This window comes from Actinoplanes sp. NBC_00393 (assembly GCF_036053395.1).
GTDB lineage: Bacteria > Actinomycetota > Actinomycetes > Mycobacteriales > Micromonosporaceae > Actinoplanes.
This window is the reverse complement of record NZ_CP107942.1, coordinates 10,069,627-10,093,650: the sequence shown is the minus strand read 5'-3', so window position 1 is coordinate 10,093,650 and position 24,024 is coordinate 10,069,627. Positions and strand designations below refer to the sequence as shown.

Annotated in this window: 22 protein-coding genes and 1 pseudogene; 16 read left to right on the top strand and 7 right to left on the bottom strand. The window is 71.6% G+C overall.

Going from position 1 to position 24,024, the window contains the following annotated elements:
• Positions 1-166: 166 nt before the first annotated feature.
• From OHA21_RS46875 to OHA21_RS46855, 5 genes and pseudogenes are all read left to right on the top strand, one after another.
• A pseudogene (locus tag OHA21_RS46875) lies at positions 167-1,078 on the top strand (ACP S-malonyltransferase); the annotation flags it as partial.
• 44 nt (positions 1,079-1,122) lie between these two features.
• Entirely contained in the window at positions 1,123-2,073 is a 951-nt protein-coding gene (locus OHA21_RS46870) for a beta-ketoacyl-ACP synthase III (protein WP_328466667.1), read from the top strand.
• A gap of 53 nt (positions 2,074-2,126) precedes the next feature.
• Positions 2,127-2,369 (top strand): acyl carrier protein, encoded by a 243-nt coding sequence (locus OHA21_RS46865; protein ID WP_328466665.1) that lies wholly within the window; start codon positions 2,127-2,129, stop codon positions 2,367-2,369.
• Position 2,370: 1 nt separating this feature from the next.
• Positions 2,371-3,597, top strand: coding sequence for a beta-ketoacyl-ACP synthase II (gene fabF, locus OHA21_RS46860; protein WP_328466663.1), 1,227 nt, complete (start codon positions 2,371-2,373; stop codon positions 3,595-3,597).
• Positions 3,594-4,964, top strand: coding sequence for a carboxyl transferase domain-containing protein (locus tag OHA21_RS46855; RefSeq protein WP_328466661.1), 1,371 nt, complete (start codon positions 3,594-3,596; stop codon positions 4,962-4,964). Before fabF ends, OHA21_RS46855 begins: the two co-directional genes overlap by 4 nt.
• A gap of 6 nt (positions 4,965-4,970) precedes the next feature.
• Here OHA21_RS46855 and OHA21_RS46850 read toward each other — a convergent pair whose 3' ends face one another.
• Entirely contained in the window at positions 4,971-6,701 is a 1,731-nt protein-coding gene (locus OHA21_RS46850; protein ID WP_328466659.1) for a glycoside hydrolase family 3 protein, read from the bottom strand.
• Positions 6,702-6,744: 43 nt separating this feature from the next.
• Complete coding sequence (locus tag OHA21_RS46845; RefSeq protein WP_328466657.1) at positions 6,745-7,236, bottom strand: DUF3145 domain-containing protein; 492 nt, start codon at positions 7,234-7,236, stop codon at positions 6,745-6,747.
• Between the two features lie 244 nt (positions 7,237-7,480).
• On the opposite strand from OHA21_RS46845, the gene OHA21_RS46840 reads away from it, so the two are divergent.
• Complete coding sequence (locus OHA21_RS46840) at positions 7,481-7,807, top strand: hypothetical protein (RefSeq protein ID WP_328466655.1); 327 nt, start codon at positions 7,481-7,483, stop codon at positions 7,805-7,807.
• Positions 7,808-7,873: 66 nt separating this feature from the next.
• Here OHA21_RS46840 and OHA21_RS46835 read toward each other — a convergent pair whose 3' ends face one another.
• The gene (locus tag OHA21_RS46835; protein ID WP_328466653.1) at positions 7,874-8,482 is read right to left on the bottom strand and encodes a carbonic anhydrase; all 609 of its coding nucleotides are present in this window, start codon (positions 8,480-8,482) and stop codon (positions 7,874-7,876) included.
• A gap of 172 nt (positions 8,483-8,654) precedes the next feature.
• On the opposite strand from OHA21_RS46835, the gene OHA21_RS46830 reads away from it, so the two are divergent.
• Both OHA21_RS46830 and OHA21_RS46825 read left to right on the top strand, forming a co-directional pair.
• Complete coding sequence (locus OHA21_RS46830) at positions 8,655-9,617, top strand: alpha/beta fold hydrolase (RefSeq protein ID WP_328466651.1); 963 nt, start codon at positions 8,655-8,657, stop codon at positions 9,615-9,617.
• A gap of 178 nt (positions 9,618-9,795) precedes the next feature.
• Positions 9,796-11,946: a HelD family protein gene (locus OHA21_RS46825; protein WP_328466649.1), complete on the top strand. Its 2,151-nt coding sequence runs from the start codon at positions 9,796-9,798 to the stop codon at positions 11,944-11,946.
• Here OHA21_RS46825 and OHA21_RS46820 read toward each other — a convergent pair.
• Positions 11,916-12,845 (bottom strand): SMP-30/gluconolactonase/LRE family protein, encoded by a 930-nt coding sequence (locus OHA21_RS46820; RefSeq protein WP_328466647.1) that lies wholly within the window; start codon positions 12,843-12,845, stop codon positions 11,916-11,918. The two genes, OHA21_RS46825 and OHA21_RS46820, sit on opposite strands and share 31 nt — an antisense overlap.
• Before the next feature lie 131 nt (positions 12,846-12,976).
• Between OHA21_RS46820 and OHA21_RS46815 the strand changes: the two genes are divergently transcribed.
• The 4 genes from OHA21_RS46815 (at position 12,977) to surE (ending at position 16,110) form a co-directional block, all read left to right on the top strand.
• On the top strand, positions 12,977-13,891 hold the full coding sequence (locus tag OHA21_RS46815; RefSeq protein ID WP_328466645.1) for a cation diffusion facilitator family transporter: 915 nt from the start codon (positions 12,977-12,979) through the stop codon (positions 13,889-13,891).
• Between the two features lie 52 nt (positions 13,892-13,943).
• Positions 13,944-14,252 carry a hypothetical protein gene (locus OHA21_RS46810; protein ID WP_328466643.1) on the top strand — a complete coding sequence of 103 codons (309 nt, stop codon included), beginning with the start codon at positions 13,944-13,946 and terminating at the stop codon, positions 14,250-14,252.
• Between the two features lie 62 nt (positions 14,253-14,314).
• The gene (locus OHA21_RS46805) at positions 14,315-15,247 is read left to right on the top strand and encodes a 1-phosphofructokinase family hexose kinase (protein WP_328466642.1); all 933 of its coding nucleotides are present in this window, start codon (positions 14,315-14,317) and stop codon (positions 15,245-15,247) included.
• A 26-nt stretch (positions 15,248-15,273) separates the two neighbouring features.
• Positions 15,274-16,110: a 5'/3'-nucleotidase SurE gene (gene surE, locus OHA21_RS46800; protein ID WP_328466640.1), complete on the top strand. Its 837-nt coding sequence runs from the start codon at positions 15,274-15,276 to the stop codon at positions 16,108-16,110.
• Here the strand turns inward: surE and OHA21_RS46795 are convergent.
• The gene (locus OHA21_RS46795; RefSeq protein ID WP_328466638.1) at positions 16,104-16,451 is read right to left on the bottom strand and encodes an STAS domain-containing protein; all 348 of its coding nucleotides are present in this window, start codon (positions 16,449-16,451) and stop codon (positions 16,104-16,106) included. The genes surE and OHA21_RS46795 overlap by 7 nt on opposite strands.
• Before the next feature lie 290 nt (positions 16,452-16,741).
• On the opposite strand from OHA21_RS46795, the gene OHA21_RS46790 reads away from it, so the two are divergent.
• The 4 genes from OHA21_RS46790 (at position 16,742) to OHA21_RS46775 (ending at position 20,388) form a co-directional block, all read left to right on the top strand.
• Entirely contained in the window at positions 16,742-17,179 is a 438-nt protein-coding gene (locus OHA21_RS46790; protein WP_328466636.1) for a hypothetical protein, read from the top strand.
• Positions 17,180-17,341: 162 nt separating this feature from the next.
• A complete protein-coding gene (locus tag OHA21_RS46785) occupies positions 17,342-18,778 on the top strand; it encodes a serine/threonine-protein kinase (protein WP_328466634.1) in 1,437 nt (478 codons plus the stop codon).
• Between the two features lie 36 nt (positions 18,779-18,814).
• Positions 18,815-19,675, top strand: a complete 861-nt coding sequence (locus tag OHA21_RS46780; protein ID WP_328466632.1) for a MerR family transcriptional regulator — start codon at positions 18,815-18,817, stop codon at positions 19,673-19,675.
• Positions 19,676-19,758: 83 nt separating this feature from the next.
• Positions 19,759-20,388 carry a hypothetical protein gene (locus tag OHA21_RS46775; protein WP_328466630.1) on the top strand — a complete coding sequence of 210 codons (630 nt, stop codon included), beginning with the start codon at positions 19,759-19,761 and terminating at the stop codon, positions 20,386-20,388.
• A gap of 41 nt (positions 20,389-20,429) precedes the next feature.
• On the opposite strand, the gene OHA21_RS46770 is transcribed toward OHA21_RS46775, so the two are convergent.
• Entirely contained in the window at positions 20,430-22,214 is a 1,785-nt protein-coding gene (locus OHA21_RS46770) for a bifunctional metallophosphatase/5'-nucleotidase (protein ID WP_328466628.1), read from the bottom strand.
• A gap of 71 nt (positions 22,215-22,285) precedes the next feature.
• The gene (argS, locus tag OHA21_RS46765; protein ID WP_328466626.1) at positions 22,286-23,911 is read right to left on the bottom strand and encodes an arginine--tRNA ligase; all 1,626 of its coding nucleotides are present in this window, start codon (positions 23,909-23,911) and stop codon (positions 22,286-22,288) included.
• Positions 23,912-24,024 lie beyond the last annotated feature (113 nt).

The following is a 24,024-nucleotide window of genomic DNA, read 5'->3' as shown; positions in this document are numbered from 1 at the left end:
GAACACACCGCACGGACCGGGAACCACAACTGACAATCGGCACCATGAAACGGGTCGAATACCCCCAAGCCCACCCCCGTTTTGTAGGAACCCTACAACCCTGGTCGTAGGGTTTGGTCGTGCCCAGCTACCCCGCATCCCCCTTGCATCCGGAAGAGTCGAAGACGTGCTCGCCGTACTCTCGCCCGGCCAGGGCTCCCAGAAGCCCGGCTTCCTGACCCCCTGGCTCGAACTTCCCGGCGCCGAGGCCCGCCTCCGCTGGTGGTCGGCCCTCGCCGGGGTCGACCTGATCCACCTCGGCACCGAGGCCGGGGCCGACGAGATCAAGGACACCGCCCGGACCCAGCCGCTGCTGGTCGCCGCCGCGCTGCTCGCCGGCGCGCACCTGCCACTGGGCGACGTCGACCTGGTCGCCGGGCACAGCGTCGGCGAGCTCGGCGCCTCCGCGCTGGCCGGCGTGCTGCCGGCCGAGGCCGCGATCGCGCTGGCCGGGCTCCGCGGCCGGGAGATGGCCGCCGCCTGCGCCCTCGAGGAGACCGGGATGAGCGCGGTGCTCGGCGGCGACCCCGACGAGGTGCTCGCCACCATCGAGAAACACGGGCTGCACCCGGCGAACCGCAACGGCGCCGGCCAGGTCGTCGCGGCCGGCGCGCAGAGCGGGCTCGCCTCGCTCGCCGCCGAGCCACCGGCCAAGGCCCGGGTCATCCCGCTGGCCGTGGCCGGGGCCTTCCACACGCCGTACATGGCACCGGCCGAGACCGCGCTGGCCGCCGTCGCGGACGGGGTGACCGTGCACGACCCGGCACGGACCCTGCTGTCGAACCTGGACGGCACCGCCGTCACCGACGGCACGGAGATGCTCCAGCGCCTGGTCCGCCAGGTGACCGCGCCGGTCCGCTGGGACCTGTGCATGCGCGCTCTCGCCGAGCGCGGCGTGACCGGCGTCATCGAGCTCCCGCCGGCCGGCACGCTGGCCGGCCTGGTCAAGCGCGACCTCAAGGGTGAGGGCGCGCCGGAGATCGTCACTCTGAACACCCCCGAGGACCTACCGGCCGCCCGCGACCTCATCGCCCGGCACGGAAAGCATTGAACGCGCGCGAAGTCGCGACTGAAGGAGGAACGATGACCGCGGGTTCCCGCATCGTCGCCATGGGCCACTACCAGCCCTCGCGCGTGGTCACCAACGACGACCTGGCCAGCACGCTGGACACCAACGACGCCTGGATCCGGGACCGGGTCGGCATCGCCGAGCGCCGGGTCGCCGACACCGAGTCGGTCGCCGACATGGCGACGTACGCGGCGGAGAAGGCGCTCGCCGCCTCCGGCCTGACCGCGGCCGACATCGACCAGGTCGTCGTGGCCACCTGCTCGGCGATCGACCGCTGCCCGAACGTGGCCGCACGGGTCTCGGCCCGGCTGGGGATCGTCGCGCCGGCCGCCTACGACCTGAACACCGCCTGCTCCGGCTTCGGGTACGCCCTGGCCACCGCCGACCACGCGATCCGCGCCGGCGCCAGCCGCCACGCACTGGTGATCGGCGCCGAGAAGCTCTCCGACGTCGTCGACTGGTCCGACCGCACCACCGCCGTCCTGTTCGGCGACGCCGCGGGCGCGGCCGTGGTCAGCGCGGTCCCGGACGGCGAGGAGGCCGGGATCGGACCGGTGCTCTGGGGATCCGCCCCGGACAAGGGCGACGCCCTGAAGATCGAGGGCTGGCAGCCGTACATCAAGCAGGAGGGCCAGACGGTCTTCCGCTGGGCGACCACCGCCCTGGCCCCGTTCGCGATCGAGGTCTGCAAGCGCGCCGGGGTCGACCCGTCCGAGCTGGCCGCCTTCGTCCCGCACCAGGCCAACACCCGGATCATCGACGGCATCGTCAAGCGGCTCGGCCTGGGCCCGGACGTGATCGTCGCCAAGGACCTCGTCGAGTCGGGCAACACGTCTGCCGCGAGCGTCCCGCTGGCCCTGTCCAAGCTGATCGAGCGCCGTGAGGTGCCCTCCGGGGCGCCGGTGCTGCTGTTCGGCTTCGGCGGCGGCCTCACCTACGCCGGCCAGGTCGTCCGCTGCCCCTGAGCAGCGCCGTCCGGCCGTCTGTCAATTCACCATCGAGAGGAAAGAATCCAACAATGGCTACTCGCGAAGAGATCACCTCCGGCCTCGCCGAGATCCTCGAGGAGGTCGCCGGGGTGAACCCGGAGGACGTCGCCGAGGAGAAGTCCTTCACCGACGACCTGGACGTCGACTCGCTGTCCATGGTCGAGGTCGTGGTGGCCGCCGAGGAAAAGTTCGGCGTCAAGATCCCCGACAACGAGGTGCAGAACCTCAAGACCGTCGGCGACGCCGTCACCTACATCGAGGCGAACGCCTGACATGAGCAACGTAGACGTCGTCGTCACCGGGCTCGGCGCGACGACCCCGCTGGGCGGGGACGTCGCGTCCACCTGGGACGCCATGCTCGCCGGCCGCTCCGGGGTGGGTCCGCTCACCCAGGAGTGGGCCGGTCAACTCCCGGTCCGGATCGCCGCCCAGCTCGCCGTCGAGCCCTCCGAGGTGATCGAGCGGGTCAAGCTGCGCCGGATGGACCGCGCCGAAGCGATGGCCGTGATCGCGGCCAAGCAGGCCTGGGCCGACGCCGGGCTGGCCGAGGCGGGGCTCGACCCCGACCGTCTCGCGGTCAGCTACGGCACCGGAATAGGCGGTGCGATCACCCTCCTGGACCAGGACGACATCCTGGAGCAGTCCGGGCCGCGGCGGGTCAGCCCGCACACGGTGCCGATGCTCATGCCGAACGGTCCGGCCGCGTACATCGGTCTGGAACTCGGCGCCCGGGCCGGTGTCCGGGCCATGGCCAGCGCCTGCGCGACCGGCGCGGAAGCCGTCGCCCTCGGTCTCGACCTGATCCGTGCGGGCCGTGCCGACGTGGTGGTGGCCGGCAGCACCGAGGCCGTGGTGCACCCGCTGCCGATCGCCGGTTTCGCCTCGATGCGGGCCATGTCGACCCGCAACGACGAGCCGGAGAAGGCTTCCCGGCCGTGGGACAAGAACCGTGACGGCTTCGTCCTGGGCGAGGGCGCCGGCGCGCTCATCCTGGAGCGGGCCGACCACGCCGCCGCCCGCGGCGCCACCGTGTACGCCCGTCTCGCCGGCGCCGGCATCACCTCGGACGGCTTCGACATCGTCCAGCCGGACCCGGAGTGCAAGGGCGGCATCCGCGCCATGCGGATGGCCATCCAGGACGCCGGGCTGACCGGCGCCGACATCCACCACGTGAACGCCCACGCGACCTCGACCCCGGTCGGCGACATGGGCGAGATCAAGGGCATCAAGGCCGCGATCGGGACGCACCCCATCCTGACCTCGACCAAGTCGATGTCCGGCCACCTGCTCGGCGCGGCCGGCGCGCTCGAGTCGATCGCCACCATCCTGGCCCTCCGGGACGGCATCATCCCTCCGACCATCAACCTCGACGAGCCCGACGAGCGCCTCGACCTCGAGGTGGCGGCGCACAAGGCGCGGCCCGCGGAGATCCAGGCCGCGATGAACAACTCGTTCGGTTTCGGCGGCCACAACGTGGCGCTGGTCTTCACCCGCGCGTGAGCCGGACTCCGTCCGGAGTCGACTCGGCCGGCGTCGACCATCGCGACCCCGAGCTACGGCTGCAAGCGTTCTTCGACCGTGGCACCCTGCGCCTGCTCGCACCCCGGGACGACTCGGGCGTGCTGCATGCGCGGGGCCGGGTCGGCGGCACCCCCGCCGTCGCGTTCGCCACGGACGCCACCCGGATGGGCGGCGCTCTGGGCCTGGACGGCTGCCGGCACATCGTCTCGGCCATCGACACCGCGGTCCGGGACCGGGTGCCGGTGGCCGGGCTGTGGCACTCCGGCGGGGCACGGGTGACCGAGGGGGTCGCCGCCCTGGACGGCGTCGGGCAGGTTTTCGCCGCCGCCGTACGGGCCTCCGGGCGGGTGCCGCAGCTCTCCGTCGTGCTCGGCCCGGCGGCCGGCGGCGCGGCGTACGGCCCGGCGCTCACCGACATCGTGATCATGAGCAGGAGCGGCCGGATCTTCGTGACCGGTCCGGAGGCGAATCACGACGTAACCGGCGACCGGGTGGTTCACCTGACCGCCGAGGACGACGGGGCCGCGCTCGGCGAGGCCCGCCGGCTGGTGGTGCTCCTCGGCCACCAGGGGCGGTTCTCGCCCGACGACGTGCCGCCCGGCGGGCGCACCGGGCAGTCCCTGGACACGCTGGTCCCGGCCGGCACCCGGGCGTACGACGTACAGCCGCTGGTCCGGGCCCTGCTGGACGAGCCAGGGGTGGAACTGCACGGCGGGTGGGCGCCGAACCTCGTCACCACGCTGGGCCGGTTCGCCGGACGGACGGTCGGCGTGGTCGCGAACAACGCGCTGCGGCTCGGCGGCTGCCTCGACGCGTCCGCCGCCGAGAAGGCCGCCCGCTTCGTGCGGATGTGTGACTCGCTGGGCGTACCGCTGATCGTCCTGGTCGACGTGCCCGGCTATCTGCCCGGTGTGGACCAGGAGTGGGACGGGGTGGTGCGCCGCGGCACGCAGCTGCTGCACGCCTTCGCCGGGGCGGTGGTGCCCCGGGTGACGCTGGTGACGCGGCGGGCGTACGGCGGGGCGTACATCGCGATGAACTCCCGCTCGCTGGGCGCCACCGCGGTCTTCGCCTGGCCGGCCGCGGAGATCGCGGTCATGGGCCCGAGCGCCGCGGTGGACATGGTCCACCGCAAGCGGCTGGCCGCCGCCCCACTCGCGGACCGCGACGCGCTGCGCGAGCAGCTGATCCGGGAGCAGATCGCCGAGGCCGGTGGCGTGCGGCGGGCGCTGGAGACCGGCGTGGTGGACGCCGTGATCGAGCCGGCGGAGACACGCCGGCGGATCGCCGAGGCCCTGGCGGCCGCACCGGCCGGGCGCGGCTGGCACGGCAACATCCCGCTCTGACCCCGGTTACTTCACGCAGGCACTGCGGGGCAGTTTCCCGGCCGCCACCGGCGACTTGCCGGGCGCCTTGGCCTTGCCGGCGATGACGTCGGCCAGCGCGGCCAGCGAGAGCCGGCTCGACGAGTAGGTGGCGACCAGCGTCGGCGACCGGGACCAGGCCAGCAGTGCCGGGTTGTCCATCATCACCGTCACCGCGGCGGCGTCGTCCAGATCGACGGGCTGGTCGCCGTACCCCACCAGATGGATGGCCGCGCCCCCTGCGGCCTGGACCTTCACGCCCGCCGCTTGCAGGGCCTTGACCAGGGTGACCCGGGCCACCTCGCGGGAGGACGGCGCGGTCACCGTGACCGGCCCGTTCACGAGCGGGCCCGCGCAGCGCCCGCGCAACACCGTGATCGAGGCGGCGTCGAGCGCCGCGACCGCCCGCTCGTGCTCGGCCGAGCCGACCGCCGCGAGCTCGGGCTGGGCCGTCTTCGCGGTGCGGAACTTCAGGGTGAGGATCCGGGTGTTCGCCTCGACCAGGCGTTCCCGCTTGAGGCTGCCGTCCCTGAGGCCGGCCAGGATGCCGTCCCGGGCGCCCTTGATGTCCGGCGGCATGAGCAGCATGTCGTTTCCGGCGTTGAGAGCACGGACCGCCGCCTCGCCGGCCGGCCATTTGCGGGCCGGCGCCATGTTCATCGCGTCGCTGATCGCCACCCCGGTGAACTTCAACTGCCCGCGCAGCAGGTCGGTCATCACCTTGCGGGAGAAGGTCGCGGCCACGCCCTTGTCCACGGCCTGCAGGTCGAGGTGCCCGGACATCACCACGCCGGCGCCCGCCTCGATGCCGGACCGGAACGGCGGCAGGTCCTGCGCGTCCCACGCCTTGCGGCTCTGCGCGATCACCGGCAGCTCGTCGTGGCTGTCGGCGGTGGTGTGGCCGTGTCCCGGGAAGTGCTTCAGGCTGGCCGAGACCCCGGCCGCCTGGAGTCCGCGCACCGCGGCGGCGACCTGCGCCGCGTTCCCGGCCGGATCGGCGCCGAACGAGCGGGAGCCGATCACCGCGCTGCCCTTGGGCCCCAGCGTGTCCGCGACCGGGGCGAAGTCGACGGTGACGCCCATCGCGGCCAGCTCGCGGCCGGCGGCGTGCCAGGCGGCCTCGGTCAGGGCCGGCTGCCGGGCCGCGCCGAACGCCAGCGCGGACGGGAGCATCGTGACCCCGTCGGTGATTCGGGTGACCACGCCGTACTCCTGGTCGGTGCCGATCATCAGCGGCGCGGCGGCCGGCAGTTTCGCGGCGGCCTCCTGCAGACCGGCGGTGAGCGCGCGCACCTGCTTCGGGTTCTCGACGTTCGAGGTGGGGTTGGTGTCGCCGGTCGGGTCGTCGGGCTTGAAGCCGACCAGGATCAGGCCGCCGAGCCGGTACTTCGCGATCATCTCGGCCGGTGTGTTCACCCCGGCCAGCTCCTGGTTGCCCGCGGCGGCGGCCTTGTCGACGGTGGTGGCGGCGCTGCCGTAGGCGTACGGCATCAGCACCTGCCCGGCCAGGTCCTCGTCGCTGAGCCGGGCCGCGGTGGCCGCCGCCTGCGCGGCCGGATCGCCGGTGGGCGACGGCGCAGCGCTGGACGGCGCCGCGGACGGCGGCGCTGCGGAGACGGTGGGCGCGGCCTCCCGCGCGGGCTCGTCGTCACCACAACCGCTCAGCAGCAGCAGAGGTACGACAAAAGCGACGCGCAGGAGGTTTTTCACGATCGCCATCGAACCAGTTCGCGACAACCGCTGCCACTTCAACGCATCGGCTTCAGCCCACCCGGGTCAGAAGAGTGACCGGCGCGCCGTCTCCGGCGTAACGGAACGGCTCCAGCTCGGCGTCCCAGGCGGTGCCGAGCGCCTTCTCCAGCGCATGCGACAGCGCCTCGGGCGCACGGACCGAGGACATGATGGCGCGCAGCCGGTCCTCGCCGATCTGGATGTCACCCGACGCGCCCATGACTCCGTGGAAGAGGCCACGCCCGGGGACGTGCATGAAGCGCTCCCCGTCGACGCCCGCACTGGGCTCCTCGGTGACCTCGAAACGGATCATGGGCCACTGCCGGAGGGCAGCAGCCAGCTCGGCGCCAGTACCGGCCCGCCCGGTCCAGCTGCACTCGGCTCGGCGCATGCTCGGATCGACCGGTTGCACGGTCCATTGCAAATTGACCGGCGCGGTAAGGACGCGCGCGATCGCCCACTCGACATGCTGGCACACGGCGAGTGGGGTCGAGTGGACGTATACGACGCCACACGTTGGCACGGTGACCTCCCGGAGACCGAGGTGCGTCTTCCCCTACGACCTCGACCGCGGTTGATCGTGTCCCATGATGCCGGGTGGTACGGATGGTGCGCCAGAGAATCCGCAACATCGACTATGGGAGCTGCCGTAGTGGCATACCCAGTGCAACGCCCTTACCTGCTCCGACGGCACGGTCCAGCGGCCGTCGTGTAGTGTTGCTACGGACTTTTTTCTGCTCTTCAGCTTTCCTCCAAGGAGTACCGCCGTGGCGAGCAACACCTCAAAGACCGCCCGCGCATCAGTCCGCGCCGGCCAGGGCGCTGGTGGCGCCCTTAGCGTGCTCGGTGAGTACAAGTACCTCATCCCGCTCGCCGACGGCCGCTTCGTGTATGTGCGCAACCTGACCAACGGCAAGACCACGCACCTCAAGACCGACTCCGACGCCTTCGTCGAGGAGATCCGGGTGCTGGCCGCTGCCGGGCACGGCGCCAAGATCCGCGCCGAGCTGAACTCGCTGCACAGCACCAGCCCGGAGCACGGCTGGGACGCCACCGAGAAGCGGCTCGCGGACGCGGGCATCTTCGAGGGCTGAGCAACCCCGAACGAGAGGCGCCTCCCGGTCGATGACCGGGAGGCGCCTTTTTTCAGTTGGTGAAGATCAGGACAGGAACTCCACCCAGCCGCTGTCCAGGTCGTAGACGGCGCCCTCGACCTTGAGCGTGCCGGCCGCGATCGGCCCGGCCAGGCTGTCGACCTTGCGGAGCCGGTCCACCGTCCGCAGCACATGAACCGGTACGGCCTTCTCCGCCGCCTCGGCGTCCTGCAGGCCCACCTCGTGCACCGCCGGGGCCAGTTGGTCCACCAGGTAGCCGACCTCGCCCTCGGACGCCGTACCGGCGCGCAGGGCGTCGACGGTGGCGTGCACGGCCCCGCAGCGCTTGTGGCCGACGACGAGGATCAGCGAGACGCGGAGCTTGGCGACGGCGAACCCGGCCGAGCCGACCAGCGACCGGTCCAGCACGTGTGCGCCCGAGCGCGCCACGCAGATCGAGCCGAACGACTGGTCGAAGATCGCCTCGAGCGGCACCCGGGAGTCGATGCAGCCCAGCACCAGCGAATGCGGCTGCTGTCCACCGGCGGTCGCGGCCGCCTGGGTGACGTCGTGGCCGTACCGCGGGGTGCCGTACACGAACCGCTTGTTGCCGGTGACGAGCTTGCTCAAGGCTTCGGCAGGGCTGAGGATCTGGGCGTCTCGCGTGGCCGTCATGGGAGAGATTTTCGCCTGTCCGGGGCGGCGGGAAAGTGATTGCGAGCTAACTCACTGTTCCGTGCACAAGGGCCGAAAGTCCTGACCAAGAAATGTGGCGTTCGCGGAGATCGCGAGTGATGCTGGTAACCCGTGGGTACTGCGGGGGCCGTGAGCCCGCACGGAGGTGCCCATGACTGAGCGTTCGGAGATCGTCCTCGCCGACGGCGTCCGGCTGCATGTCGACGTGTCCGGCCCGGCCGACGCGCCGGTGACCGTGGTCATGTTGCACAGCTGGTGCCTGGACCGGCGGATCTGGCGGCATCAGGTGGCCGCGCTCAGCGGGATGGGCCGCAAGACACCCCGCGTGATCGCGTACGACACTCGTGGCCACGGACGATCCGGCGCCACCCGGCTGCGCTCGGCCAATCTCGACCAGCTCGGCGACGACCTGGCCGAGGTGATCGACCGGTTCGCGCCGTCCGGCCCGGTGATCCTCGCCGGCCATTCGATGGGCGGCATGACGATCATGGAGTACGCCCACCGCCACCCCGGCGACTTCGCCGCCCGGGTGGCCGGCCTGCTCTTCGTCTCGACCACCGCCGAGGGCCACACCCACACGCGGTACGGGTTGCACCCGCACCTGGCCTCCGTGCTGCGCGCCGGCGAGACCATCGGCGCCGGCCTGCTGGCCCGCTCCGGCGCCTGGTGCCCGCACCGGGCCGTGCTGCCCGCCCTGCGCCCGGCGGTGCGCTGGCTGCTCTTCGGCGACGACTGCTCGACCGACGCGTTGCGGCTGACCCTGCGCAGTCTGGGCCGGGCCTCGCTGCGGTCGATCGGCGGCTTCCGCGCGTCGGTCGGCGCGCAGCAGCGACTGGACACGCTGGCGCTGCTCGGCGACCTGCCGTCCGCGGTGCTGGTCGGCGACCGGGACAGGCTGACCCCGCCGGCCTGCGCCGAGTCGATCGCCGACGCGCTGCCCAGCGCCGGGCTGCAGGTCTTCCCGGGCGCCGGGCACATGCTGCCGCTGGAGCGGCCGGAGGAGGTCTCGGCGGCGCTCGCCGGGATCGTCCGCAAGGTGGTCCGGGAGGCGAAGCGGGAGTCGAAGCGGGAGCAGCGGGTGTCCGGCGCCGCGGACTGCCGCCGGGCGGCCTAGTCGTTTCCCTCGAAACGCGCACGCGATGCCGCCCGGGCGACGATCCTGAGAGATTCCGGACGACGAGCCGGAGGGGTGCGTTCGACGCGGACTGCCGGGCAGGAGTAAGTTCGATTGCCCCCTTCGCGCAGCCACGCACGCGCGGTTGGTGGTGCGCAGGAAAGGGAGAGCGACCGACTTGAGCGACACCACCGTCCTTCAGCAGGAGATCGCGGTCGAGCAGCAGCACGTGGACCGGGTCTATGCCCGTCTCGCCGAGCTGCGCCAGGACGCGTCCCGGGCCGAGAAGGAGGGCTACCGCCTGGCCGGCGTGGGCACCTTCGGCGCCCTGGTGGAGCGCGATGCGATGGTTTATCACGCGGCCCGCCGCCGGCACGCCCTGGACACGGAGTACGAGGGACTGGTCTTCGGCCGCCTCGACCTGAACACCGGCGCCACCCACTACGTGGGCCGGATGGGCATCCGCGACGAGGACTCGAAACCGCTGGTCGTGGACTGGCGGGCGCCCGCCGCGGCGGCGTTCTACCGGGCCACCGCGGCCGAGCCGCTCGGCGTGGTCCGCCGCCGGATGATCCAGTCCAGCCGGGAGCGGGTCACCGGCATCGAGGACGACCTGCTCGATCCGGATGCCGCCCCGGCCGACATGCGGGTGGTGGGCGACGGCGCGCTGCTGGCCAGTCTGGCGAAGGCGACCGGGCGCGGCATGCGCGACATCGTCGCGACCATCCAGCGCGAGCAGGACGAGGCGATCCGCTCCCCCGCCTCGGGCGTGACGATCGTCACCGGCGGTCCGGGCACCGGCAAGACCGCGGTGGCGCTGCACCGGGCGGCGTACCTGTTGTATTCCGACCGCAGCCGGTTCGCCGGCGGCGGCATCCTGGTGGTCGGCCCGTCCGGCGTCTTCGTGGAGTACATCGCGACCGTCCTGCCCTCGCTCGGCGAGGAGACCGCGACGCTGCGGTCGCTGGGCTCGCTCGTGCCGGGCTATGACGCGACCCGGGTGGACTCCGGCCCGATCGCCGCGATCAAGGGCTCGTTGCGGATGCGCCGGGTGCTCGAGCGCGCCTCGCACGACGCGGTGCCGGGCGGCCCGACCGAGCTGCGCCTGCTCTACCGCGGGACCCTGCTGCGACTGGACGCCAGCGCTCTGGAGCAACTCCGGCGCAAGGCGCTGCCCCGGGGCGCACGGCGTAACGAGGTCCGCGGGCACGGCTTCGACCGGGTCTTCGACGCGCTCTGGGCACAGGCTCGCGAGCACAAGGTCACCGGGCTGCCGGAGAAGCGGGAGTTCGAGTCCGAGCTGGCCGACCGCACCGACTTCCGGGAGTTCCTGAAGGCCTGGTGGCCGCGGTTCACCCCGATGCGGGTGCTGCGCTGGCTGGCCGATCCGAAACGGCTCCGGGCGTACGCGAACGGGGTCCTCTCCCGCGACGAGATCGCCACCCTGCAGGGCTCGTTCGACGCGCTCGCCGAGCACGGCCCGACGATCTCCGACGTGGCGCTGCTGGACGAGCTGGATGAGATCATGGGCCGGCCCCGGCAGCCGCAGCGCAAGTCGAAGAACCCGTTCCACGTGCGGGACGGGATCCAGGAGGTCAGCACCTACGCGGACCGGCAGGCGGCGGCCCGCGCCCAGCAGGTGCAGCGCGAGGAGGACTACCGGGAGTACGCGCACGTGGTGGTCGACGAGTCCCAGGACGTGTCACCGATGCAGTGGCGGATGATCGGGCGGCGTGGGTCGTACGCATCCTGGACCATCGTCGGTGACCCGGCGCAGACCGCCTGGTCGGGCGATCCCGCCGAGCTGGCCCGGTCCCGGGACCGGGCTCTGGGCTCGCGCAAGCGCAACAGCTACGCGCTGACCACCAACTACCGCAACTCGTCGGAGATCTTCGAGGTGGCGGCACGGGTGATTCGTACGATCATGCCTGATCTGCCGTTGCCCTCGGCGGTGCGCAGCACCGGCGTCGAGCCGGTGGACGTGGTGACCTCGGCGGGCGCGCTGCCCGAGGCGGTGCGCGAGCTGACCGAGAAGCAGCTCGCGGACGTCGACGGCACGATCGGCGTGATCATGCCGGTGCCCCGCCGGGACGAGGTGGCCGGCTGGGTGGCCGGGCTGCCGGAGCGGGTCCAGGTGGTCACCGCGCTGGAGGCCAAGGGCATGGAGTACGACGCGGTGGTCCTGGTCGAGCCGGCCCAGATCGCCACCGACGACGCCGGGGTCCGCACCCTGTACGTGGCCCTGTCGCGCGCGACGCAGCGACTGACCACGGTGGGCACGAACCCCGGCTGGCTCGGTCAGGGAATCGGGACCGCCACGGCGTTGTAGGCGGTCTCCGGCGTCGGCGGCGTGGTGAAGCGGGCGTTCGGCAGGTAGAACCGCTTGCCGTACTCGGCGATCGTGGTCGGGATGTCGAAGCGCGGGTCCCCGGTGCGGGACCTGACCTCGCCGGACGTCCCGGCCCGGTTCAGCTTGATCTTGGTGATCACGTTGTTCCGGTTCTCGACCACGTAGAGCGTCTTGCCGCGCAGCCAGAGCCCGTCACCGAAGTTGACCAGCTCGCCGCCCAGATCGATCTCCCTGGTCACACCGGACTTGGTGACCCGGAACAGCTTGCCGGTGTTGGACTGCACGATGATCAGCGCCCGGCCGTCCGGCGTGGTGGTGATGCCGTTGGCGTTGGTGGCGCCCGGCACGACCGCCAGGTCGCCGGTGAGCGGCACCGCGAACGCCGCCGGGGGCAGCGCGTTGTGCCGGCCGAGCGGCAGCTTGAACAGCGTGGCGCTGCGTGAGTCGGTGAACCAGGCGGCGTCCCGGGTGACGATCACGTCGTTGATGAACGGCCCGTCGGCGGCGGGCCGCAGCTGGTAGGTCTTCAGCAGAGCGCCGGTGCGTAGGTCGTAGACCCGGGCGTCGCCGCCGACGCCGCCGGCCACGAAGAGGCGCCCGCCGGCGATCTTCATGCCGAGCGAGGTGGTGCCCGGGCCCTCGGCGAAGGTCCGGCCTGCCCCGGTGCGCAGGTCGACGCGGTAGATGTCGCCGTCGACCCGGGAGCCGAAGTAGGCGTACGGCTTCTCGCCGATGGCGATGCCTTCCGGCTGGAAGCCGCTCGGCAGGGTGATTGTGCTGGGCAGTGCGCCGGTCTGGCCCGCAGCGGCGGGCTGGGCGGCTACGGTCACCGCCAGGGCGGTGCAGAGAAAAGCGTTCGCAAGGGTACGTCGAAGCACGAAACTTCCTTTCCGATGCGTAACGGGTCATCAAGATTCCAGCGCGTGGGAGCGTGTCGCACAACTGATTGCACATATAGCGATGTACGCATACATTGGCGTCGGCCCGCGGAACGACGGAAGGTGGAGACATGGGAGCCGGCCACGACCACGGCACCGCGGCGACGCACGGCGGCGCCAGGCATCGCAAGCACCTCTGGTGGGCGGGCGGCCTGCTCACCGCCTTCATGGTGGCCGAGGCGGTGGCGGCCGGGCTCACCGGCTCCCTCGCGCTGCTCTCCGACGCCGGGCACATGTTCACCGACGTGCTGGCCATCGCCATGACCCTCGCCGCGATCACCGCCGCCGGCCGGGCCGGCACCGACTCGCGGCGCACCTTCGGCCTCTACCGTCTGGAGGTGCTGGCCGCCCTCGCCAACGCCGTGCTGCTGGCCGGTGTCGCCGGGTTCGTGCTGGTCCAGGCGGTCCGCCGGTTCACCGACCCGCCCGAGGTGCCGGCCGGGTGGATGCTGGTCGTCGCGATCGGCGGCCTGGTGGCGAACGTGATCGCGTTCCGGCTGCTGAGTTCGGGGGCGAAGGAGAACATCGCGGTCCGCGGGGCGTACCTCGAGGTGCTCGGTGACCTGCTCGGGTCGGTCGGCGTGATCGTGGCGGCGCTGGTCATCTGGCTCACCGGCTGGGCGTACGCGGACCCGATCGTCGCCGTCGTGGTGGCCCTGATGATCCTTCCGCGTACGTTCGCGCTCGGCCGGTCCGCCGTCCGGATCCTGGTCCAGGCGGCCCCCGAGCATGTCGACATCACCGCCGTCCGGGAGCGGCTGGCCGCGGTGCCCGGTGTCTGCGACGTCCACGACCTGCACGTCTGGACGCTGACCTCGGGCATGGACGTGGCCTCGGCCCACCTGAGCCTCTCCCCCGCGGCCGAGCTGGGCGCCGTCCTGACCGTGGCCCGCGAGGCGCTGCACGAGGACTTCGCGATCGACCACGCCACGCTGCAGGTCGAGCCCGCCGGAGCCGGACGGCACTGCACACCGACCGGCTGGTGAGCCCGCCGGGCGGCTATGGCGATCATCACAGTTCCCACGAGATGATCGATCCATGTCGACAGTCATCCACCAGCCCAGGGTCATCTGGGACGGCGCACGGGCGTTCGTGCGCGCCGCCTACGCACCCGAGTTCGCCGATTTCGCCGGCCAGGTCCACGATCTGCTCGGTCCGGAGATCCATGCCGCCCTCGTCGACACCCGGACGCGGCTGCTGACCGAGTCGGCCCGCACCGGCGGCGACCGCGGCGTGTTCGACCTGGAGGCCGGCCGGTGGCGGGTGCGGCTGGAGGAACTGCTCCACGCCCGGCCGGAGTTGTCGGGAGCGGTCCAGGATCTGACTGGTCGCGGCTTCGAGCCCTAGAGGGGCCTATGTTCTTTTTGCGATCTGCCACGCCGGATGCGCAAAAAGATAACAATGCGAACATGAGTGACGGCCGGGTCATGGTCTTCGCGCCGGCCCCCCAGCTGACGGTGACCATCGAACAACACCACGACGAACCCGAACTGCACGTGCATCCGGGTGGCCAGGGCATCTGGCAGACCCGGATGATCACATCGCTCGGGGCGCAAGTGACGCTCTGCGCGGCTGCCGGGGGCGAGGTCGGCCGCGTGCTGAGCCCGCTGCTCGAGCTGCCCGGTGTCACGCTGCGGCTGGTGATGCGCGAGCACGGCAGCGGGTGGTACGTGCACGATCGGCGGGGCGGCACCCGCCAGGAGATAGCCGAACGCCCGGGCACCCCGCTGTCCCGGCACGAGCTCGACGAGCTCTACAACCTGACGCTCGCCGAGGGCCTGCGCGCCGGGATCGCCATCCTGAGCGGCCCGGCCCACCCTTCGGTGATCAAGCCCGAGGTGTACGGCCGGCTCGCCGCCGACCTGCGTGCGAACGGCTGCAAGGTGATCGCCGACCTGTGCAGCCGGCATCTCGCGGCCGTGCTGGAGGCCGGCATCTCGGTGCTGAAGATCAGCCACGAGGAGCTGATCGCCGACGGCACGGCCACCGACGGCTCCACCGAGTCGCTGGTCAAGGCGCTGCTGAAGCTGCACGACGACGGCGCCGAGTCGGTCCTGGTGTCCCGGGCCGACATGGGCGCGCTGGCGCTGTTCAACGGCGAGGTCTACGGCGTGGCGCTGCCCCGGCTCACCCCGGCCGAGCACCGGGGCGCCGGCGACTCGATGACGGCCGGTGTCGCCGCGGTCCTGGCACACGGTGGCCCGATGGAGGAGGCGGTCCGGACCGGCGCCGCCGCGGGCGCGCTGAACGTCACCCGGCACGGTCTCGGCACCGGACACGTCGACGCGGTCCGGGTTCTCACCGAACGTGTCGAGCTGACCCCCTTGAAGAAGGCATCATGAGCGCCGGAGCGGGCAACGATTCACCCATGCGAATCCTTATCACCAACGACGACGGCATCGAGGCGCCGGGCATCCGGTGGCTGGCGCGGGCGGTCGCGCACGCGGGCTACGAGGTGGTGGTGGCCGCGCCGCTGAGCGAGTCGAGCGGCAGCAGCGCGTCGATGACCGCGGTCATGCAGGACGGCAAGATCTGCTTCGAGGAACGGGAACTGGCGGGGGCCAAGAACATCCCGGCGTACGGGGTGGCCGCCTCCCCGGCGTACATCGTGCTGCTCGCGCTGCGCGAAGCCTTCGGCGAGGTGCCGGACATCGTGCTGTCCGGGATCAACCGCGGCGCGAACGCCGGGGCCGCGGTGGTGCACTCCGGCACGGTCGGGGCCACCCTGACCGCCTCGCACGCCGGGATGCACGGGCTCGCGGTCTCCCTGGACGTGCTCACCCCGGCCGCCGCGTCGGCGTCCAGCGGGGGCGCCGCGATCGCCGCCCTGGACCGGATCGACGACGAACAGCACCACTGGGCCAGCGGCGCCGAGCTGGCCGTGCGCCTGCTGCCCTCGCTGCTGCACACCCCGCCCGGGACGATCTTCAACCTGAACGTTCCGGACCTGCACCTGGACGGGATCCGCGGCCTGCGACAAGCGTCACTGGCCCGGTTCGGCCAGGTGCAGATGAGCATCGCCGAGGCGGGCGACGGGTACGTGCGTACCGCCGTCCAGGCAGCCGAGGAGGATCTGGACCCGGGCAGCGATCTGGCCGCCCTGGCCGAGAACTTCGCGGTGGTCACCCCGATCCGCGCCCCGCACGAGGACACCAGCGTGCGGATCAACGTGGAGGCGATCCGGGTGCAGAATCCCGCTTACTGAGGGACAGCCACCGCTTCCTCGTAGGGCTGCGGGTTGCCGAAGAGGCCGAGCAGGCCGGTGACCCAGAGCTGCCGGTGCGCGAAGCGGCTGGGCCGGGTGACGACGAGCTTGACGCCGCTGACCCCGGCGAGCTGGAACGCGCCCACCAGGGCGCTGATGCCGACCGAGTCGATGAAGGTCACGTGCCGCATGTCGAGCTCGATCCGGGCGGGACCGCCCTCGGCCAGCTGAGCGGCCACAGCTTCACGAATCTCGTACGCGTTCTCGACATCGATCTCGCCCCGCGGCGAGACCTCCACCGTGCCGTCGGCAAGCGTCGACGTCGTTATCGACAGCGTCACGCCTCTTCCCTCCACCCGCCCGGCGTATCCAGGCGTTGCGTCTCTGTACAGGGGCCGACCGTCACCCCGCTGAGCAGGGCGGACGGCTCCCCCGGAAGGTTCGGTGAAACTGACCGAAAGGTTAGGCGCCGAACCTGTTAGTCACCTGAGTGACCCGTGTGAACGTGGTCAACAGTACTGCGCGACGTCAAATCGTTTCTGAACCGTGATGCCGTCCACACCGGAGTTTGCCCGTACCCGGTCCGGGGAAGGCACCCTGAGGAGAGGCCCACCGCAGGAGGTAACCGACGATGTTCTCGAGCAGGAAGAATCGTGCCGAGCGGACCGCCAGTCAAGCGTGGGAGTACCTCTCCACGGCGATGGCGACCGCGGGTGAGAACGCCCGGGAGGCCGGGCGGAGCACCGCGGACACCGCCAGCGGCACCGCCTCCAAACTCGGCAGGAAAGCGAGCCGGCAAAGCCGGAAACTGGCCGGAAAGGCCGGCGATCGCGTGACCTATGTCACAGACGAAGCGTGGCAGCGGGCGAACAACGCGGCGAACGCTCTGGCCGGCCGCAAACCGGGCCGTCCCTGGGGCCTGATCCTCGGCATCGGGCTGGCCGGCGCCGCGCTCGGCTGGATCGCGGCGAGCACCGCGCGGGCGGCGGTCGAACGGCAGGCCGAGAACGAGGAACTCGAACTGGCCGAGACGGCCATCGTGGTCACCCCGACCTACGACGAGACCTGATCGGGCGGGGGCGGCCGGCCGATTGATCAGGAACTCTGCCGCCGGCGGGAGGGTGCTTCCGCTGACCTCCCGCTGACGAGCGGGGATCTGTACAGTTGAGCGGCGTTCGGCTCGCTACCGCGGTACCCCTGTCAGGGCCGCCCCGATCAGATAGGTCCGCTGGTGCTCAGTGCTGGAGATCTCCTGGACAACCGGTACCGGTTGGACGAGCGAGTCGCCACCGGCGGGATGGGTGACGTCTGGCGCGGCACCGACGTGGTGCTCGGCCGCACTGTTGCGGTAAAGGTTCTGCGCACCGCGATGCTGGAGGACCCGGAGTTCGCCACCCGGTTCTACGGCGAGGCCCGGATGATGGCCGCGTTCCGCCACCCCGGTGTCGTCGAGGTCTACGACTACGCCAGCGACGGCGACTACGAGGGGCCCGAGCAGGTCGCCTACCTGGTGATGGCGTTCGTGGAGGGCGAGCCGCTCTCCAACCGGGTCAAGGAGGGCCCGCTCGAGGTCGCCGAGACCATGTCGATCGTGGCGCAGGCGGCCGACGCGCTGCACGCCGCCCACGAGAACGGGATCGTGCACCGCGACGTCAAGCCGGGCAACCTGATCGTGAAACCGACCGGCGCGGTGATCCTGGTCGACTTCGGCGTGGCCCGGTCGAACGCGATGACCAGCGTCACCGGTCTCAACGCGATCGTCGGCACCGCCCTCTACATGGCGCCGGAGCAGGTCGCCAAGGGCAACCTGACGCCGGCCACCGACATCTACGCGCTCGGCGCGGTGGCGTACCACTGCATCGCCGGCCGTCCGCCGTTCGACGGTGACAACGCGTTGCAGGTGGCGCTGCGGCACCTGGAGGACGAGCCGGACCCGCTGCCCGACCACGTGCCGGCCGACGTCCGTGAGCTGATCGCCCGGGCGATGGCGAAGCAGCCGGCCGACCGGTTCCAGAGTGCGGCGGAGTTCGCCGAGGCCGCCTTCGCCGCGGCCGGCCCGCTGGACTGGAAACGGCTCACCGGCACCACGCTCGTCGCCCCGGTCAGCCCGGCCCGCGGCGGCAGCGGCCAGTTCCCCACCGTTCCGCTGAGCCCGGCCGCCCCGCGCGCCGTACCGATGCCGCGCAGCGCCCCACCGCCGGTGCCGGCGGCGGTCCCGGCCGGCCGTGGCTCCCAGGCGCCCGGCCAGCGTGCGCTGATGTTCGCGATCCTCGCGCTCTTCGCGGTGGCCGGCAGCCTCGGCCTGATCTTCGCGCTGCAGAACCGGGACGACGAGCCGTCCAGCAACCCCGGCGGCAAGCAGGCCGAGGTCCAGCAGACGACGGACGCGCCGGCGAGCGAGATCGTCGAGCCCTCCCTCGAGCCGAGCACCCGCGCCACCCGGGAGCCGGTCCGGCCCCGGCGGTCGTCGGTCCGGCCGTCGGCGAGCCCGTCCTCGGCCTCCCCGAGCCCGAGCACCGCGCCGTCCTCGGCCCGCCCGACCGACCCCACCACGACCGACCCGACGAACACGACGACTCCGCCCACCGATCCGGAGGAGCCCGAGGAGCCGGAGCCCACGGCCACCACCACGACCCCGCCGACGGAGGGTGGCGGCGCCGCGGGTTGACTCTGACACCGTGTCAGGGAGGACGGTGGAGCGATCATGTTGAGTATCGGAGACTTCGCCGGCCTGGGCCGGGTGTCGGTGCGCATGCTGCGCCACTACGACGCCATCGGCCTGCTGCGTCCCGCCCATGTCGACCCGCACAGCGGCTACCGCTGGTACACCGCCGACCAGTTGAGCGTCCTCAACCGGGTGCTCGCTCTCAAGGATCTCGGCTTCACCCTGCAGCAGGTGCAGGCGATGGTCGAGGAGAAGCTGGACATCGGTGAGCTGCGCGGGATGCTGCGGCTGCGACGGGCCGAACTGGCTGCCCAGGTGGAGCAGGACACGGCCCGCCTGGCCCTGGTCGACGCGCGTCTCCGGCTGATCGAGACGGAGGGACACATGGACACCGGAGACATCGTCCTGAAGCAGATCCCGGCACTGCGGGTCGCGGAGCTGTCCGCGACCGCCGCCGGGTACGACCACCCGAGCTCCATCACCGAGAACCTGAGCCCGCTCTACCCGCGGCTGATGGAGCTGATGGAGCAGGCCGGGGTGCCGATGACCGGGTCGCCGATCGCCTACTACCGGCCGGCGCCGACCGGTCCGGGCGACGAGACGATCACCGTGCACGCCGCGTTCCCGATCGGCGCCGCCGAGGTGTCCGGGGCCGGGTTCGACGTGGTGGAGCTGGAGCCGATCGAGGCCGCGACCGCGCTGCACCGGGGCTCGATGTCGGAGGCGTTCCGCACCGGGCAGGCGATCGCCACCTGGATCGACGACAACGGCTACCGGACGTCCGGGCCCGGTTTCGCCCGCGAGGTGTACCTGGACTGCCCGCCCGGCGAGTTCGACAAGTGGGTGACCGAGCTGCAGGTGCCGCTCGACAGCACCACAATCGCAACCCGCGGAAACTAATCCTCAACTCGGCGGGGACGCGGCCGATGGGCTCGGTCGGCACGGCATCACAACCGTGCCGCTACCCCCGGGAAGGTCCGCACATGACAGTCCAGACTCCACCGGAGCCGGGGCACTACCCGACCGCTCCGCCGTGGGCCAGTCCGCCGGATCCCGTCCCGGCGGAGCCGGCCGAGCCGTTGTACGGCGGACTCGTCGCGCCGTACGGCGATCCGGAGAACAAGCACGGCCAGCTGCTGGTCCGCTTTCCCGAAGAGGTGCAAGCCATGGCCCGGCCGGCAGCGCCCTCGTGGCGTCCGGTCGTGGTCCTGACGTTCTTCTTCAGCGTGCTGGGCGTGATCTCGGCGATGCGGCGCTCCGGCAAGGCACGCCGGTACGGGCGTAACCGCGCCCCGTACTGGATCGCCTTTGTCGTCACGCTGCTGGCCGGCGCCGCGTTCTGGACCGTGCTGACCTTCAACGTCGCGCTCCCGGCCTACCTGAACCACCAGGAGCAGGCGATCACGGCGAACCTGGAGAGCGGCATCCTGGTCGACCGCCGGGCCGAGGCGGCGCTGGCCGCGGACGTGTCCGCCGTGCAGTGCACCCCGGAGGGCGACCGGGGTGAGGGTGGGCTGCGGACCTACCTCTGCACGTTCAACCTGGTCGAGGGCGGGAAGACCGCGCTGCGCGTTCAGGCGGACAGCCGCGCCAACTGGGAGCTGAGCGACTGACGGGATCCGGCGGGCCGGTCGTGCCGGCCCGCCGGGACCGGTCAGAATGTGATCGGTACGCCCGCGCGCACCAGCTGCCAGTTCTTGACGAAGAAGTCGGCCGGGTCGATCTGGCCCTTGGCCTGCGCCCAGTCGATCAGCAGCTGGCGGATCTCCTGCTGCGCGTTGTAAACCTGCGGCTTCACGATGCCGGGGAAGCTGCCGCCGCCGGACCGCCGGTAGTTGTTCACCGCCACCACGAACCGCGCGGCCGGATCCACGTCGGCCCCGCCGATCTGCAGCCGGGTGATCCGGCTGCCCACCGGCTGCGAGATGTCGATGTCGTAGTCGACGCCGGAGAAGACGTCGTAGTTGTAGTCCGGCACCGCCGGGTCACTGATCGTCTCCGGGTTCACCGGGGCGTCCGGCGCGAGGGTGACGAAGTACTTCGCCGAGTACTCCAGGTACGCCTTCACCTCGGCGCCGGTCAGCACGACCGCTTCCAGGGTGTTGTCGTAGATGTAGAGCCCGGCGACGTCCTTGATCTTGACGTCGCCCTGCGGGAACACCGCGGTCCGGCTGAACGGCGCCGCGATCGACAGGACCGGCAGCGACGCATACTCGGTGCCGGCCAGCGCCGCCGTGACGGTGTCGGTCTGCACCTTGTTGATGTAGTCGAGGATCGGGGTGTCCTCGTACCGGGAGGTGGCGGCGGAGAGCGTTTCCGTCGAGGTGGCGACGACCTGGTTCACGTACGCCACGGTCTTCTCGTGCTGTTTCCGGACGACGGCGAGCACCTTCGGGTCGGCCTCGACCGTGTTGGTGTTCAGCGTCGTCGCCGCCTTGGTGGTGATCTTCCACCGGCCCTTCTCGCGGACCAGGTCGAAGTCCATCTTGGTGAGCCGCTGACCCCATCGCGACGGCTCGGAGAGCAGCACCTCCTCGCCGGTCTTCAGGTTGGTCACGAACCGCTCCGGCACCTCCCGGTGAGCGTGCCCGAACAGGATCGCGTCGATGCCCGGGACCTGCTCGGCGATCAGCGCGGTCGGGTTCTCGTTCGGCAGCTCGGGGCCGTAACTCGAGGTGCCGCTGTCGCCGCCGTGCGCGGAGATCAACACGATGTCGGCGCCGCGCGCCCGCATGATCGGCACCCACTTCGCGGCCGACGCGATCATGTCGGCGAACTCGAGCTTGCCCTCGACGTTCGCCCGGTCCCAGATCGCCGAGCCCGGGTTGGTGAGACCCAGGATGCCGACACGCAGCGCCGGCCCGCGCCGGCCCACCGAGACCTTCTTGATCACGTACGGGGTGAAGGCCGGCTTGCCGGTCTTGACGCTGATCGCGTTCGCGGCGAGAGCCGGGAACCCGAGCTGGCGGATCCACAGGTTCAGCAGCGGCAGACCGTAGTTGAACTCGTGATTGCCCAGGGTCACCGCGTCGTAGTTCAGCACGTTCATGGCACGGGCCATCGGGTGCTTCTCGCCGGTCGTGGTGATCGGCTCCTGCTTCGCGTAGTACGTCGCCAGCGGGGTGCCCTGGATCGTGTCGCCGGCGTCCAGCACCAGCACCGGGCCGGTCGCCTCGGCGCGCAGCTTGTTCACCAGGGCGGCCAGCTTGGCGACACCGACGTCGTTGTGGGCGCTGTCGTCGTACTCGGCGTCCCTGTAGTAGTCCCAGTTGTAGACGTTGCCGTGGGTGTCCGACGTGCCCAGCACGGTGAGCCGGTAACTCTCCGGAGGCTTCGGGCGGCCGGCTTGCGCCGCCTCGGTGAAGACTAACGGCGCGGCGGTGGCCGCCGCGGTGGCGGCGAGCACGCCACGCCGCGAAACGCCGGTGGGAAGGGTCATCGAGAACCTCTCAGCATCAGATTCGGCGGCGCCTCGTGAGCGCCGAAACCAGCACCATAACCGCCGGTCGATCAGATCCGCTCCGGTGCTTCGATGCCGAGCAGCGACATTCCGGTGTGGAGCGTGCGCCCGCTCAGCTCCGCGAGGGCCTTCCGGCTCGCCCGCACCCCGGGCTCCGCAGTGGCCACCGGGCACCGCTCCCAGAACGCGTTGAAGACCGCCGCCAGGTCGTGCAGGTAACCGGCGAGCCGGTGCGGCTCGCGGGCTGCGCCGGCGGCCTGCAGGGCCGGCTCGAAACCGAGCAGGACCAGGCCGAGGGCCCGCTCGGCCGGATCGGTCACCCGGATCCGGCCCGGCTCGCGGGCGGCCCTGCGGGTCAGTGAGCGGATCCGTGCGTACGCGTACTGCAGGTACGGACCGGTGTTCCCGGTCGACGCGAGCATCCGGTCCCAGTCGAAGACGTAGTCGGCGCGCCGGTCGCCGGACAGGTCGGCGTACTTGATCGCGGCGATCCCGATCTCCGGAGCGGAGGCCCGGGCGACCGCCTCGTCGAGTAGTTCGGCGAGCCGGATCGTGCCGCCGGCCCGGGTCTTGAGCATCCTGCCGTCGGTGCCGAGGATCGAGCCGAATCCGATGTGTTCAGCGCTGACCTCCGGGGGCAGCCAGCCGGCCTCCCGCGCGACCGCGAACACCATCTGGAAGTGCATCCGCTGGGGTGTCCCCACGACGTAGAGCAGCTGGGTGGCGCCGAGATTCCGCACCCGGTGGCGCAGGGCGGCGAGGTCGGTCGCGGCGTACCCGAAACCGCCGTCGCCCTTGCGGATGATCAGCGGAAGCGGACCGCCGTCCCGGCCGGTGAAACCGGACGGAAAAGCGCAGAGCGCGCCGTCGCTCTCGGTCAGCAGGCCCTTCTCCCCCAGCTCGGCGACGATGCCGGCGAGATCGTCCTGATAGCAGCTCTCCCCGGCGAAGTCGCCCGGCCCGAGCGTGATGCCGAGCCGCTGGTAGGAGTCCAGGAACGCCTGCTCGGACAGGCCGGTCAGCCACCGCCACAGCTCCCGGGTCGGCCCGTCCCCGGCCTGCAGCGCCACCACCCGCAGCCGGGCCCGGGTCCGGAAGTCCTCGTCGGTGTCGAACTTGACTCGCGCCGCCCGGTAGAAGGCCGTGAGATCGCCGAGCGAGTGGTCGCGCGCGCCGCCCTCCTCGATCAGGTGCTCGATGAGCATGCCGAACGGGGTGCCCCAGTCACCGACGTGGTTGGCCCGGTGCACGTGGTGCCCCTGCCAGTCCAGGATCCGGGCCAGCGCGTCACCGATGATCGTCGACCGCAGGTGGCCGACGTGCATCTCCTTCGCGAGGTTCGGGCTGGAGTAGTCGAGCACGATCCGTTCCGGCCGGGTCGCCGGCGCGACACCGAGCCGGGGATCACCGGCCGCCGCCTCGAGCGCCGCCGTGATCATCTCGTCGGGAAGCGTGATGTTCAGAAAGCCGGGACCGGAGACCGTGAAACCGGTCCTCGCGGCCACCTCGGCCGCGATCTCGCGCGGCGGCCGGCCCAGTCTCCGGGCCAGAGTCAGCGGAGCGGCGGACTGGAAATCGGCGAACGGCGAGACCCGGACAGCCGGATCCACCGGCTCACCGGCCACCGCCTCCAGGGCGGGCGCAAGCTGGTCGTGCAGGAGTTTCTCGAGATTCACGGTCGATCCCATCGACGTCGGCGAAGACGGGTCGGGCCGGCCACGAACCAACGCCGGCGGGAGACGACCCGCCGGCGGAAAGCACAACTTCAGCGGCGGCCCACGGGACGCCG